Annotated in this window: 13 protein-coding genes; 5 read left to right on the top strand and 8 right to left on the bottom strand. The window is 41.8% G+C overall.

Translation table 11 applies throughout. The annotated features are described in order from the left end of the window. Positions 1-8 precede the first annotated feature (8 nt). From H589_RS0102570 to H589_RS0102550, 5 genes are read left to right on the top strand one after another with little or no spacing between them, the layout of a single operon-like run. Positions 9-971, top strand: coding sequence for an MlaD family protein (locus H589_RS0102570; protein WP_027720582.1), 963 nt, complete (start codon positions 9-11; stop codon positions 969-971). Further along, positions 964-1,578 carry a hypothetical protein gene (locus tag H589_RS0102565; RefSeq protein WP_027720581.1) on the top strand — a complete coding sequence of 205 codons (615 nt, stop codon included), beginning with the start codon at positions 964-966 and terminating at the stop codon, positions 1,576-1,578. The genes H589_RS0102570 and H589_RS0102565 overlap by 8 nt, the downstream gene beginning before the upstream one ends. Before the next feature lie 8 nt (positions 1,579-1,586). After that, complete coding sequence (locus H589_RS0102560) at positions 1,587-1,976, top strand: DnaJ family domain-containing protein (RefSeq protein ID WP_027720580.1); 390 nt, start codon at positions 1,587-1,589, stop codon at positions 1,974-1,976. A gap of 4 nt (positions 1,977-1,980) precedes the next feature. After that, positions 1,981-3,351 (top strand): WD40 repeat domain-containing protein, encoded by a 1,371-nt coding sequence (locus tag H589_RS0102555; protein WP_027720579.1) that lies wholly within the window; start codon positions 1,981-1,983, stop codon positions 3,349-3,351. Between the two features lie 49 nt (positions 3,352-3,400). Then, positions 3,401-4,747 carry an ATP-dependent 6-phosphofructokinase gene (locus H589_RS0102550; RefSeq protein ID WP_051249592.1) on the top strand — a complete coding sequence of 449 codons (1,347 nt, stop codon included), beginning with the start codon at positions 3,401-3,403 and terminating at the stop codon, positions 4,745-4,747. A 132-nt stretch (positions 4,748-4,879) separates the two neighbouring features. Here the strand turns inward: H589_RS0102550 and H589_RS0102545 are convergent, their stop codons facing one another. The 8 genes from H589_RS0102545 to H589_RS0102505 all read right to left on the bottom strand — a co-directional run bounded on the left by H589_RS0102545 (position 4,880) and on the right by H589_RS0102505 (position 13,276). Further along, positions 4,880-6,205 (bottom strand): HD domain-containing protein, encoded by a 1,326-nt coding sequence (locus H589_RS0102545; RefSeq protein ID WP_027720577.1) that lies wholly within the window; start codon positions 6,203-6,205, stop codon positions 4,880-4,882. Positions 6,206-6,323: 118 nt separating this feature from the next. After that, positions 6,324-7,595, bottom strand: coding sequence for a dihydroorotase (locus tag H589_RS0102540; protein ID WP_027720576.1), 1,272 nt, complete (start codon positions 7,593-7,595; stop codon positions 6,324-6,326). 12 nt (positions 7,596-7,607) lie between these two features. Then, positions 7,608-8,534, bottom strand: coding sequence for an aspartate carbamoyltransferase catalytic subunit (locus tag H589_RS0102535; RefSeq protein WP_027720575.1), 927 nt, complete (start codon positions 8,532-8,534; stop codon positions 7,608-7,610). Positions 8,535-8,581: 47 nt separating this feature from the next. Continuing rightward, complete coding sequence (locus tag H589_RS0102530; RefSeq protein WP_245577027.1) at positions 8,582-9,685, bottom strand: amidohydrolase family protein; 1,104 nt, start codon at positions 9,683-9,685, stop codon at positions 8,582-8,584. A gap of 76 nt (positions 9,686-9,761) precedes the next feature. Beyond that, positions 9,762-10,121, bottom strand: a complete 360-nt coding sequence (locus H589_RS0102525; protein ID WP_027720573.1) for a hypothetical protein — start codon at positions 10,119-10,121, stop codon at positions 9,762-9,764. An 89-nt stretch (positions 10,122-10,210) separates the two neighbouring features. After that, positions 10,211-11,173, bottom strand: a complete 963-nt coding sequence (gene sppA / locus H589_RS0102520; RefSeq protein ID WP_027720572.1) for a signal peptide peptidase SppA — start codon at positions 11,171-11,173, stop codon at positions 10,211-10,213. A 176-nt stretch (positions 11,174-11,349) separates the two neighbouring features. After that, entirely contained in the window at positions 11,350-11,604 is a 255-nt protein-coding gene (locus H589_RS0102510; protein ID WP_027720571.1) for a hypothetical protein, read from the bottom strand. A 748-nt stretch (positions 11,605-12,352) separates the two neighbouring features. Next, the gene (locus tag H589_RS0102505) at positions 12,353-13,276 is read right to left on the bottom strand and encodes a zinc dependent phospholipase C family protein (protein WP_027720570.1); all 924 of its coding nucleotides are present in this window, start codon (positions 13,274-13,276) and stop codon (positions 12,353-12,355) included. Positions 13,277-13,298 lie beyond the last annotated feature (22 nt).

The following is a 13,298-nucleotide window of genomic DNA, read 5'->3' as shown; positions in this document are numbered from 1 at the left end:
AGAAGTTTATGGTACTAAATCCCCGCAGTTCTGCAAAAGATATTATCAAAGCCGCTTTGGCCGCTGTTGCGGGAATGATTGTGCTTGGTCTTTTTATTATCTTCCTTGGAGGACATGATTTTTTTTCAAACTATTCTCAATATAAAATTTTATTTCATAATGTGAAGGACCTTACGTCAGGACGTCCTGTTAAATACGCAGGACTGAGTATCGGGAAGGTTAAGTCAATAGAAGTTGAACCGTCTAATCCCGGTAAAATATCTGTAATAATTAATATTGATGAAGACTTTCCTCTCTACGAAGGGACAGTGGCCACAGTTACCCAGAAAGGGCTGGTTGGTGATAACTATATTTTATTGCAGCTTAATGGAGAGGCCGGCCAAAAATTACCGATTGGAGCGCAGATTCCTGCTGCAATTTTTATGAGCATGAATGATGTGGCTGCTGAAATGGGGAAATCCATAGCCAAACTGGTTCCACAACTCGAAAAGGCTGTAAGAGGCTTTGAGAAGCTCTTTTCTGATAAAAACATGTCTAACATCGAAAAAAGTCTTGAAATGGCTCCTGCGCTTTTGTCACAAACAAATGCAACGTTAGTTTCATTTGGTAAAGAATGGAAAAATCTTTCCAGAACCGGGGCGTCAGCGATGCATACCGGTTCAAAAAGTATCACACTGTTAACGGCTGAGGTTGCAGACACATTGCAAAAGATAGAAGATGTTCTCTTAGCTCTTGAAGGAAATCTGAGTAAGACTTTGCTTAATGTTGATGGGCAGGTCGTTCGGGCTGTAGACGGTATAGAAGTACTGACAAAAGACCTTAGCAGAAACATGGAATATGATCAGGAAGAGTTGGAAATGATCCTTGTTAATATAAACAGGCTTTCGCGTGAAATGAATCGACTGGCAAGATCTCTTCGTGAACGTCCGTGGCAGGTGTTCAACCCGCCTAAAGGGGCTTCAGATGAATAAGAACATTTTAATTTTAATAATATTTGTTGTGTTTGCAGGTGGATGTTTTGGTGGAAAATCAATTGAGCCATCCTATCTGCGTATAGGAGATGGAATTAAAAGCGGTTCTAATTGTGAAAAAGTTAAATCACATGCACCGAAGATGATTATCAAGCGGTATACAAGCTTGCCTTCGCTTGATCGTGAAACTGTAATTTTTGCTGTAGGCTCCGTTCTAAATCCAAATTATAGATGGAGCTGGGAAGGAACTCCGGCAGAAATATTCGATGTGATAGCGGGGCCGGCATTAAATTGTTTGGATAATTATGAAGTTGTTACACCATACCGGCCGGGAATTGAACGGTCGCTTGTCCTCTCCGGCGTGATAACCTCTTTTGAATTACAACAAGGCACAAAGGATGAGTTTACTGTAGCAGTGAGGTATTCTCTATGGGATAGCAGCGGTAAAATTTTGTTATCCCGGAAATTGATAGATGCATCTGCTCCTGTAAAATCAATTGACGGTAATAGTCTTGCTGCCGCCGCAAATTCTGCTGTGGAGTCACTCATGAACAAAACCATAATCTGGATAGACGGGCTTGATCACGCTCAGTTATCCCAAAAATAGAATGAGATATGTATTTTATACATGCAATAGCAGAAGCCAAAATTAAAGAAGCAGAGCACAAAGGTGATTTTGAGAATCTTTCCTGCTCTGGAAGACCTATCGAATACGAAGATGATTCCATGATTCCTCCTGATTTACGTATGGCATATAAGGCCTTAAAAAATGCTGGATATCTGCCTCCTGAAATGCAACTCAGAAAAGATATCCATTCTGCCCTTGATTTGCTTGAACATATGGAAGATGAAAAAGAGCGTTATAAACAAATCCAGAAGGTTAATCTTCTTCTTGAAAGGGTAAAGAATTCTCGGGGTATGAAAATTTCCATTGACGAGGAAGATACTTATTATAAAAGCATCGTCGAACGCATAACCTTACATAGTAATAAATCCAAGGGATAAAAGGATGATTTTAAGATATTTGAATATTTCAGCCATGATACTTACTATTGCTGTTATTGCAGCACAACCCATGGAACTTAAGGCTGCGTCTCGTGAAAGAGTCGGAGAATTCTATATTGATGTTCCTAGACAGCTAAATAAAGGAACAACCAGGTCACTTAAAGATTATGTCTCAAAGCTCATGGGCAGTGAATATGTCAGCGCTGCGAAACTTTATGATCCCCCTTTAGAAGGACTTGAAGACAAACTGTATATTTCAGTTAAGCGTGAAAAGGCTGTGCCTATTATTGCAGGAGGAGTTTCATCATATGCAGGAAACGAGGAGGGACTTGCAGCAGCTCTTAATGATGGAAGTATACGTGTCTGGAGCAAATATAAGTGCAGCAAATTGAAGTTACCGGGAGGAGGCGGTGCAGAGAGTGTCGGTTATGGTCCCGGTAGTCCTACTCTGGCTGCTACCTCTAAACTGGGTGAAAAGCTATACGTATACGACCTTGAAAAGTGTACTAGAATTCCCGGTGATATACCGGTTGAACACGGTCCTGTGAAGATGATGTCTGTTTCCCGTACGGGTGACTGGATGGCGCTCATAGACAGTTTTAATGGACTGTTGTGCGGACCGGTTACCGGACCGTTAAAAGAAATATCTATTATGGAGGGGACCCCTCTTTATCTTGGTTTTACACCTGGACAGGGGGTCTTGGTAGCTATTGAAGCCTCGGGTAAAATAATTAAATGGGGTATGAAGAATCATTCACCATTGTCCGCAGATCTAGTCCCCGGTGGACCTTTTGTTTCTGTCAGAATGTCAGGGTACGTAGTATGTCTGTCTATCGAGGATGGCAAAGAAATATATTGGGATTTAAGTAAGCGTTCAATAGTAAAAAAGACAGAAGCATTAAAGCAGGAACCCTCTTGGATCTATGAGCAGAATGGTGTTTTGGTATATTCCACAGGCGTAGACCGCTGGAAAATCACTGAACATCTTGGACGGCCTATGTTTATTGTTTCCCAATCTGTAAAAGAAAAGTTGCTTAGAGTTCGTGACCTTGATGGAGAAACCAGATACTATAGTACCTTGGATGGCAAAAAAAATATTGAAATTGATACTGATGACTGGAAAATGATATCACCGAAAAAGGGTGTCTACACGGTAGGAAGGAGTTCTTTTCGTTTATATGATCCCGTATGCCAAAAAGGATCGCAGATGCTCTATAGCCGGTATATAGAAGGGAAGGGGTTCTATTTATGGTGGGAGTTAGCTGGCAATTATGCAAAAAAGAATCCTCATCCCATGGAACTGCCTATCAGAGAAACTATTTTGGCTGATAAACCGGCTCAATGGGTTCCACTCGTTGAGGGGAAGATTAGATAGATTTTTTATATTTTGACTGGTGGAAGAATTTTTCCACAGGAGGTTTAACGTGCCGAGAAAGACTACAAAAAATAAAGACGCTATTATTACCGAGATTGAGATTCCAGTACTTGGAAAAGCCAAAATTCCTTCGCCGCTTAAAAGATGTGTTTTTCTTGATGATCAGGAAAGGACACTTGTTAACCTGGCAGAAGAGGAAATGGATTCATCTGTCGGTAATTCAGTTTATCAGGAATTTGAAAAGGCAGGTCCGCGCGCTTTTACATATTTTGACCCTTCAAAGACTAAATGTGCAATTGTCACATGCGGGGGGCTTTGTCCCGGTTTGAATGATGTGATCCGTTCAATTGTCCTTGAAGCACACTATCTTTATAAGGTCCCGTCTGTACTCGGCATTAAGTTCGGATTACAGGGTTTTATTCCCAAGTACGGGCATGATGTAGTTGAATTGACGGCCGAAAAAGTTGCCAACATACACCAGTTTGGCGGTACCATTCTTGGTTCCTCCAGAGGTCCTCAGGATGCAGAAGAGATTGTTGATGCTTTAGAGAGGATGAATATCTCAGTCTTGTTTATGATCGGTGGTGACGGTACCATGCGAGCAGCCAAAAGAATTGTTACCGAGATCACAAAACGTAAAATTAAAATTTCTATTATCGGTGTGCCAAAAACTATTGATAATGATATTAATTTTGTGACCAAATCTTTTGGGTTCGATACTGCGGTAGATAAGGCTACCGAGGCAATTCAGTCTGCACACGTAGAGTCTCTGGGGGTTGTCAACGGCATTGGTCTTGTCAAGCTTATGGGGCGTGAGTCCGGTTTTATCGCCGCACAGGCAACCCTTGCATTAAAAGATGTTAACTTTGTTCTCGTTCCGGAACACCCGTTTGAGTTTGACGGTGAATTCGGGCTTCTCCGTTCACTGGAGAAAAGACTTGATGAACGCCAGCATGCTGTGATTGTGTGTGCTGAAGGGGCCGGGCAGGAGCAATGTGAATATACCGGTGAAAAAGATGCATCAGGTAACCCTGTTCTATGCGATATCTGCACTTTGATCATTCGTAGAATCAAGGATCATTTTCGTGATGTTGGTAAAGAGTTTACCTTAAAATTTATTGACCCCAGCTACATTATTCGCTCGGTTCCAGCTAATGCAAATGATTGTGTTTATTGTGGATTCTTAGGCCAGCATGCGGTTCATGCCGCTATGGCTGGGAAAACAGGGATGGTCGTAAGTAGGCTTCAGGCCAGATACGTTCACTTGCCACTTGAGCTTGTGACGACCAAACGTAAGAAACTTAATATTCGCTCTGATTATTGGCGTGCAGTACTCGAATCCACCGGACAGGGACATCTTCGTAACGACATGGAAGAAGGTCTTTGTGAAATGTAGTAATCTGATATTTATGGGAAATATTTTGGTAAGTAATTTTTAATTATAAATTGTTATTTTAGATTGGTTGTAAAAAAAATCCCCGGCATGAAAACATACTGGGGATTTTTTTGATATTGTTAATTCGGTAGATTAGGATTTTTTGGCCTGATCAATAACGAATTCAATGGCTTCATCCATGGTGCTTACATCACCTGCAATCTGAGCTTTCAGCAGGGTTTCACGGATAATACCTACTACAGGTCCTGGTTTTAGACCGGTATGCTGCATGATCTCATTACCGTTAAGGAACGGATCAAGTGCTTCTTCAGGAATATCTGCACGCTCAAGCATTTTGAGGTTGTGGTTGAATTCCTTGTAGGTGGTATCGCGGGCTTTAATGTCAGCGCGGACCATTTCGATAAGACGAGGGTATTCATCAATTGCTTTGAATTTTCTGATACCTTTGTCAGTGAGCATGAAGTGGAAACGCATATGATTGCGGACAAGATCACAGATGAGGTCTACATCTTCCTGAGGGAAGTTAAGACGGGTCAGAATCTTTCTTGTTGCATTGGCTCCGACGCGATGATGCTGAAGGAACTGCCAGCTTCCTTCTACTTCTTCAGCTGTATATAACTTACCAACATCATGGAAAAGGCACGCAACGACGCCGAACCAGTCATAGGGAAGTTCCTCAGGGTATAGACGCATTACATCCAGAGTGTGGTGGAATACATCCTCTGTTTCACCTGTCTTACTGTTCTTCACCTGAGTCAGGCGGGAAAGTGCCGCTACTTCAGGGATAAGGCCGTGCAGGATCATGGTTTCAAAAAGTAAGGCAACGAAAACATACATGTTTTCAGCTTCAACTTTTCGCCATTCATCCATAATCTCACGAACCGGAACGTAATCAAGTATACGCTTGCAAGATCTGATGATAGCTATTTTCGTGTTTGTTTCGATGGGCAGGTTATAGTTGGCAGCAAAGCGCAACGCCCTGATTCCCATGAGATAATCTTTTTTCAGAGTCTGGTCTGGAATACCGAGAAGGCAGACTTCACCACTTGAAAGCTCTGCAAATCCTTCATAGTTATCTTTAGCTTTTGGAATGTATGGACATGCTGCAGATAAAGGTATTTTATGTTGTTTTTCCAATACCTTGAGAAGCCTTGGAGTCATGCGGGAAATGCATTCCTCAGGGTGTGAAGAGTTGCTGGCTTCGGATGTGTAAAAAAGGAAGACGCTGCCACCTTCATTCAGTACAGCCGCAACTCCGCTCTTTTCAGAGGGCTGGATGTTTGGAAAGAGTTTGGACAAGCCTTTGAAATCAAGCTCGGTGGAAATGTCCAGTTCAATCTCTTTTCCCTTATCCTCAATGGTTAACTTTTGAAGTCTTTCATTGATGATGTAAGCATCATAGCCGTTACGCATGATGGTTTTGCAGATACCCACCGCGTCCTTGAAAGGTTCGCTCATTAAAATCTCCTTATCAAAAATAAACAGTCTGCTTAAAATAAAGCAGATATAGATCAACTATGTAAATTTATTAATCTTTACCGTATTTAACAGTCTTATACGCTACCTGTTAAAGAGGTCATACTATTTTTTTTCCGCTAAGGAAATGGCTTATGACACGTCCTTTCAGGGTTTGTCCCATGAAAGGAGTGTTTTTTCCTTTAGAATGCATATTTTCAGGGCTGAGTGTCCATTCTTCAGTAGGATCAAAGAGGAAGAAATCAGCTGGGTCTCCCTTCTTGAAATTATTCAGTGGCAGATCAAATATTTCACAAGGGGATGTTGTCCACATTCTAATAAAATCGTCAAAACTGATTTTACCGTCCGCAACCAATGACCATGTGAGTGGCAGGGCAGTATCAAGACCTGATATTCCACAGGGGGCAATCATAAACTCAACTTCTTTTTCATGAGCAGCATGCGGGGCATGATCAGTTGCAAACATATCAATTGTACCGTCTTTGATACCGGAAAATAAAGCATTTACATCATCATCAGTGCGAAGAGGCGGGTTGACTTTAGTGTCTGTTCCGTATCCCTGGAGCGCTTCTTCAGTCAGCAGGAGGTAATGAGGACAGGTTTCAGCAGTTACCTTTACTCCGCGTTTTTTTGCCCAGGCAATGAGGTCAACTGATTTACGGCACGAGATATGGGCCAGATGGATATGCATATCAAGATATTCCGCCAGTAATACATCACGGGCAACCTGCGAAGCTTCCGCCACATCAGGCTGTCCGGCAAGTCCCAGCAGACTTGAAGTCATACCTTCATTAACTCCTGCAGCCGGTTCAAGGTAGGGGTCTTCACAGTGATCAATAACCGGTTTCCCTGTATCTGAGGCATACTCCATTGCACGTCGGAATATTTCACTGTTTTTTACAGGGACACCATCATTGGAAAATGCAACACATCCTGCTTCGGCAAGTTCATGCATAGGAGCCAGTTCAGACCCTTCAAGATGCTTGGTCAAAGCTCCGATTGGGAACAGCCTTGGGCCGCCTTCAGGGAATGCCTTTCGGGCTTTGGCGATCATTTCATCTGTGATCACGCTGTTATCATTGACTGGATCAGTGTTAGCCATGCACATGATGTTTGAGAAACCACCGTGAACAGCTGCTTTCAGGCCTGAGGCAATATCTTCTTTATATTCAAATCCGGGTTCACGCAGGTGAGCATGAACATCAGTCAGGCTAGGCATTAGCAGCAGACCACGGGCTGCAACTACTTCAGCGCCCTCATACATAGCATCGCTGGATGGGATCACATCTAAAATTTTACCTTTCAAAACGAGAAGATCGACTTCTTCACCTTTCCATACCGCTTTGCGGATTACCAGCTCTGGATTTGTCATGGTGAATCCTCCTTAGTTATTCTTACGGGTTAGATAAAGGTAAAGCAGGGCCATGCGGGTCGCGACACCGCTTGCAACCTGATCAAGTATGAGACTTGCCGGGCTGTCAGCTAGTTCAGATGAAATTTCAACCCCGCGATTGACAGGGCCGGGGTGCATTATTTTAACGTCAGGGGCTGCAAGTTCTATTTGCCCATAGCCCAGCCCGAAGTATTTTGAATATTCACGGGTGTCCGGCAGAAGGCCTGCCTGCTGGCGTTCAAGCTGTAAACGCAGACACATAATGGCATCAACTCCTTTAGACGCTTCATTAATATCTGAGTATACTTTTACAGGCCAGTTCTTAAGATAATTAGGCAGTAGAGTGCGTGGTCCGCATAAACGTACATTTGCACCCATCATGGTCAGCATGATCACGTTGGATCTGGCCACTCGGCTGTGAGCAATATCTCCGAGGATGAGGACCGTTTTTCCCTCAAGGGAGCCCCATTCCTGATAAAGGGTAAATCCATCAAGTAGAGCCTGAGTGGGGTGGGCATGACGACCGTCCCCAGCGTTGATTACGCTGCAATCAAGGCGTTCAGCAAGAAAAGAGGCTGCTCCGCTGGCCCAGTGGCGCAGAACAATACCGTCCGGATTCATTGCTTGTAAAGTCAGTGCAGTGTCTTTTAAGGTTTCCCCCTTAGTCAGACTGCTTGAGCTTTTTGCAAGTGAGAAGGTATCGCAGGAAAGTCTTTTTCCGGCCATATCAAATGAAACTTTAGTTCTTGTGCTCGGTTCAGCAAAAAAAAGGACCACGCTATGGCCTTTCAATGTTGGTACTTTTTTAACCGGACGGGAGTTAATTTCCTGAAAATATGTAGCTGTTTCAAAAACATGCTGTACTTCCATTTTACTGAGCTGTGTAATATCCAGCAAATCTTTATGCTGCCATTCCATAAAAACCTCTTTGTGCAGCCTTCATGGAGTAAGGCTGAAAAAAGTTATTAGAACAAAAGATCTTCAAGATGGGCGGGAACGGTAGCAAATACCGCCTTTTTACCCTCTTCAAGAGATCCGTATAATTCATCTATCTTAAGTGCCTTGGCACTATTGCTCGTAACCAGTGATAAGGCTTTATGACCGCTTATGGGCTTTTCAATGTTTTTCAGCAGGTACTCCAGCTCGTTCCACATATTAAGATCGTAGTTTGAAGCAATACTGTCTGTCCCCAGACAGGTATTAATACCTGATGATATAATTTTTTCCCATGGTGCCCGTCCTTCTCCAATATATTTATTGGAGCGTGGACATAGGCAGACATTCACCTTGCGGTCAGCAAGTATTTGAATGTCTTTTTCTGAAATTTTTACACAATGGATGGCAAGGGTCGTTTCATCAAGCAGAGTGATTGAGTCGGCATATTCTACCGGTGTCAGCCCTTTGTTACCGCAGTCGGCAAGCATCCCGGCCCTTTTGAGCATAGCGGCAAATTCTCCAGTTCCATGTGCGATAATTTCGTCTTCCTCAACATTCTCAGCAAGATGAATGGAGAAAGGCATTCCTGCGTCATTGTCAGCATTTTTTACTGCCTGCAAAAGTTCAGGAGAGGTCGAGTATAGTGAATGTCCGGCTCCGGCAGTATGTCCATTGCGGAATTTTTTATTAGGGAAAAATTTAGATTTTGCAGATGGGGTATGCAGGCCAATAGCTTCGCAAAAGGCATAAAAACCGATTCCAGAATTATCCATAATTGAAGCTATCTGAGCACAATTACGGGTTGAAATATCTGCGCAGAAAACAGTTCCGTTTTCAAGCATAAATTGCAGCGCACAGCATATCGCTTTCTCTTCCAGCTCATAGAGCGGATTAGACAGAAGTGATTTAACCCAGCTGGTAAATCCTTGTCCCTCTACTGTCTTATCTTTGAGATGGGACAGTTCGAGGTGAATATGAGAATTAATCAGACCAGGGACAATTGTTACATCTCCCATATCTGTAACTTTACCGGAAAAGTCCTTTTTGAGGTCAGACCAAACTCCTGTTTTCAGAATCCGGTCCCCGTCATGGATCAGGGCAAAATCTTTAATCAGATCTTCACAATCTGTCATTGTAACGGCTCTAGCCGCTTTGATGCATTTTTTCATAGGCAAAAAAATGCCGGACCATTTGGTCCGGCTTAAATAATTATTCTTTTATGTCAGGGTCTTCAAAAAAGACATAGTTTGTTGAGTAGTCACTGAATTCAAAGTAGACCTTCTTTTCATTAGGATCTGCTTTGCCATTCTGGTTGGCGTCAAGGACGCCGTACCCAAATCTGTAAGGACGCTGTATTCTTTCTTTGGTACCTGATGCAGTTGAAAGCTTATCTATTTTGATGAAACGCTTAACAAGCTTGCCACCGGAATAGACTTCAAGAACTCCGGAGACGCCGGTCCAGTTTTGAATAGAACGGCCTATGCGGTTTTGAGTTTCCTGAGTACAACCGGCAAGAAAAGCAAATGAAATAAGCATGGTAAGGCTTAAAAGCAGGCAGGTTCTTTTCAAATCGTCCTCCGGTTAATTTTTGTTGCCGGATGGGCAAACGTGCAGTTCATACATTTTTTTTTTAGGAAAGCAAAGCTGTCAGGTTATGATTAATGTACTGCAGGCATCCAGAGATAATGAAAACCTGCGCTTGGTGGTAATAGATTACCTGTATCAATATTTATGAGAGCAGGATTAAAAACCTTTGATGACGCTGAGTTATATAATGTGTCATTAGGATAGGATTTACGTTTATAGGCGATTACTTTTGAATTCTTAGGTATTCCTGCAAGTTCACATGCTTTTTCAACTGCGTCCGTCAGATAACCCAGATTGTCTATAAGCCCGGCTTTTTTTGCTCCTTCAGCACTAAATACTTGTGCTGTAAATATTTTTTGGAGCTTTTTATCAGATATAGAACGATGTTTCTTTACAAGTGCTTGAAAACGATTTGCATAATTTTTGATGATTTCGTCGATGATCTGTTTTTGTTCAACTGTGTCCGGTTTAAAAGGAAAGCCCATATCTTTATTGCGACCGGACTTGGATACTTCAACCGAAATACCAATTTTATCCATCAATCCGTCAATTTTGGGGCGAATGAAAATTACCCCGATTGATCCTGTCAGGGTCGTCGGGTGTGCCATTATTGTGTCTGCAGGCAGGCTTATATAATAACCTCCTGAAGCAGCGATATCCATCATGGATACAACAACCTTCGCTCCGGTCTTTTCTTTGAAAAGCATAATCTCATTATACAGAATATCGCTTGCTGTAACAGTTCCGCCTGGGGAGTTTATTTTGATAACAAGGGCCTTAATAGACACATCTTTTTCAGCAAGTTTCAGTCTGGAAGATACCTCTTGAACAATACTTGGCTCTGTTCCGAAAAGTCCACGTTTACCTTCATCTGAAATAGTTCCGGCTACTGTGATAACAAGAACTTTATCAGGGCCTTCCCCTTGAAGAGTTTGTTCTAGTAGTGGATCTGTTCCGTCAGGGAAAAGATTCATTTTAGGCTGGCAACCACATAACAGGACAGACAGTAATATGAATATGAATAGTTTTTTCATGGGTACGCTCCATTGTTTGGGAGAAAATATCAGAATGAAAGTACTATGGCAAAGGATGTTAATGCTACATGGAAACAGAAAAGCCCTGTACCCGATATTATCGAGCACAGGGCTTGGAAGAAGTATAGTTTGATGGCAGTGGGAGTTGTTAAAAATCCCAATGCCTTAAGCCTTAATTAGGACATACGTGCAAGCTGACGACGATATTCAGGGGATATTTCAAGGCGCTCTATGTGACGCAGGTCTACAAGAGAGCTTCTCATTGCTGCACGACTGCGCTTACCTGAGCGGATAGCTGCAACGGTCCAGACTGGAAGCCAGAGACCGAGAGTTGCAATAGTCAGCACGGCATGGAAGCTGTGGTGCATTTCGCTGTCGTTACGTGCTGCGCGGGTAGCGGCCCAAGCCTTGATGGTTCCGATTGCGTACATATTATATTCCTCCAAAAAAATTGGTTTGATTTGCGTTGTTCTTGATTCCCAACTATGCCCGAGTTAGATGCAAGTCAACAGTAAGTAATGTAAAAAATGGAAATGCATAGCAAATAATGTTCAGTACAGTTGTTTGTAAATTATACTATATAAATCAATCATTTGTGATATAGTGATAAAGTCCATAAGTTATATGTGTCAGAATTCAGACACCGTTGATTTCATGATCAATACGTTGGTGAAATTTTTCTCAAGTGTGTCCGTGAGTAGACACATTTACAATATTGAAACATAAATTGAATATGTATATAATTGAAAATAAAGAATTAAATATTTTTAGATATAAAAGTTTACCAATTTTGTAAATTTTAATGCATGCGTTAACATGAGCTAGAAATTAAAAATTAATGGATCTACTTTGTTACTTTTAGATAAAAAAATATATTTCTATGTTGTATTTGTGCAGTATTAATGCAGTATTCGTACTTATAAGATTAATTTTTCAAAAGTTACAGTCGTACAATATGAAAGGTACTATGAATATGCATAATTGATGTTTAAGTGACTTTTATCAGAAATAAGTTCGCAGGTGTTAAAAAAAATGGCAATTTTAGCTCTGTTCTGCAGCTGTGTTTAGAATTTAATTCTGATTAGGGGCTGATAATTTTTTCGAATTGTAAAAAAACAAAAAAATAAGCCGAGACTTAAGGTTATTTAAATCAGTTGTGGGAAAATTTTAATTGTCCTCTCACAAGGATGAAGCATAAGATGATCTCTTCTGGGGAGTCTTGAATAAAAGGGATACACCGTTTTTTTGTGGCAGTTCTATTATCTGCGGATCTATTTTAAAGCTAAGTGAAAAAGGAGTGGGACGTTTTAGTGCGTTGCGCCAGCTATTTTCATATGTGGCTATGCCGATATTCTTACTGCCTATAGGGTCGAAATTAAGTGCGACAGCGTTATTTGGGTCTTGCAGCATATCAACAACAACCCGGTACGAATAGTCCAGGGCAGAGTGCAGATAGTCATTCTGATATGCCGGAATGACTTTTTTTGAAAAGTTTAGTGAACGGGTGACAGTCTTATATTCCAGTAAACCGATGGTTTGATGAAAAACGCTTTTTTTCAGGAAAAAACTTAGTTTTTTTGCATCCATGTGTTTACGTAAGTTTAGGTCCGCCTCTCCATTGGCCTGCCTGAAAATTTTTGTAGCCTGCTGCGCAGACCAATTGGCCTGATCATCAGCCAGCATTTCTATATAAACATGGCTTAATCTGCCTCCAGCAGGAGCTTGATGCATGAGGTTGGGTACATAGTAGTTATGAGCGATGATATCGGCAGCAAGATGTGACAGATAGCCAAGGGAATAAGCTTCAAGATGTGGTTCAGTTGCTTCATTAAGCAGAGCAAACCCTGTTTTCCAGTTATGGCTGTGTTTACGTTTCGCCTTACTTCCTTTGCCTATAAAAATATCGGCACTTAAACATCCATATAGAAAAATGGCTGAGTTGGTTAAAAGAAGGCGTGCCACTGCGGCAGGAAGAACATCGGGATTCGCCAGCAGTGCATTTCCTATAGCCATATGAACGCCGGGGCCCCATGCAAAGCAACTTGCAGCAAATCCTAAAGTCGCAATAAGCGTGAATGTCATAATCAATAGTATTTTTTTCATATAATAAAATGCACCACATGCT

Origin of the sequence: Maridesulfovibrio zosterae DSM 11974, from assembly GCF_000425265.1 — a bacterium.
In the GTDB taxonomy this organism is placed as follows: Bacteria; Desulfobacterota; Desulfovibrionia; order Desulfovibrionales; family Desulfovibrionaceae; genus Maridesulfovibrio; species Maridesulfovibrio zosterae.
This window is presented reverse-complemented; position numbering and strand designations above follow the sequence as displayed.

Coding starts and splice junctions, on each gene's coding strand:
- sppA (WP_027720572.1), bottom strand. CDS start 11,173: ATGAAAAAACTATTCATATTCATATTACTGTCTGTCCTGTTATGTGGT.
- H589_RS0102535 (WP_027720575.1), bottom strand. CDS start 8,534: ATGGAATGGCAGCATAAAGATTTGCTGGATATTACACAGCTCAGTAAA.
- H589_RS0102565 (WP_027720581.1), top strand. CDS start 964: ATGAATAAGAACATTTTAATTTTAATAATATTTGTTGTGTTTGCAGGT.
- H589_RS0102505 (WP_027720570.1), bottom strand. CDS start 13,276: ATGAAAAAAATACTATTGATTATGACATTCACGCTTATTGCGACTTTA.
- H589_RS0102530 (WP_245577027.1), bottom strand. CDS start 9,685: ATGACAGATTGTGAAGATCTGATTAAAGATTTTGCCCTGATCCATGAC.
- H589_RS0102555 (WP_027720579.1), top strand. CDS start 1,981: ATGATTTTAAGATATTTGAATATTTCAGCCATGATACTTACTATTGCT.
- H589_RS0102560 (WP_027720580.1), top strand. CDS start 1,587: ATGTATTTTATACATGCAATAGCAGAAGCCAAAATTAAAGAAGCAGAG.
- H589_RS0102540 (WP_027720576.1), bottom strand. CDS start 7,595: ATGACAAATCCAGAGCTGGTAATCCGCAAAGCGGTATGGAAAGGTGAA.
- H589_RS0102510 (WP_027720571.1), bottom strand. CDS start 11,604: ATGTACGCAATCGGAACCATCAAGGCTTGGGCCGCTACCCGCGCAGCA.
- H589_RS0102570 (WP_027720582.1), top strand. CDS start 9: ATGGTACTAAATCCCCGCAGTTCTGCAAAAGATATTATCAAAGCCGCT.
- H589_RS0102545 (WP_027720577.1), bottom strand. CDS start 6,205: ATGAGCGAACCTTTCAAGGACGCGGTGGGTATCTGCAAAACCATCATG.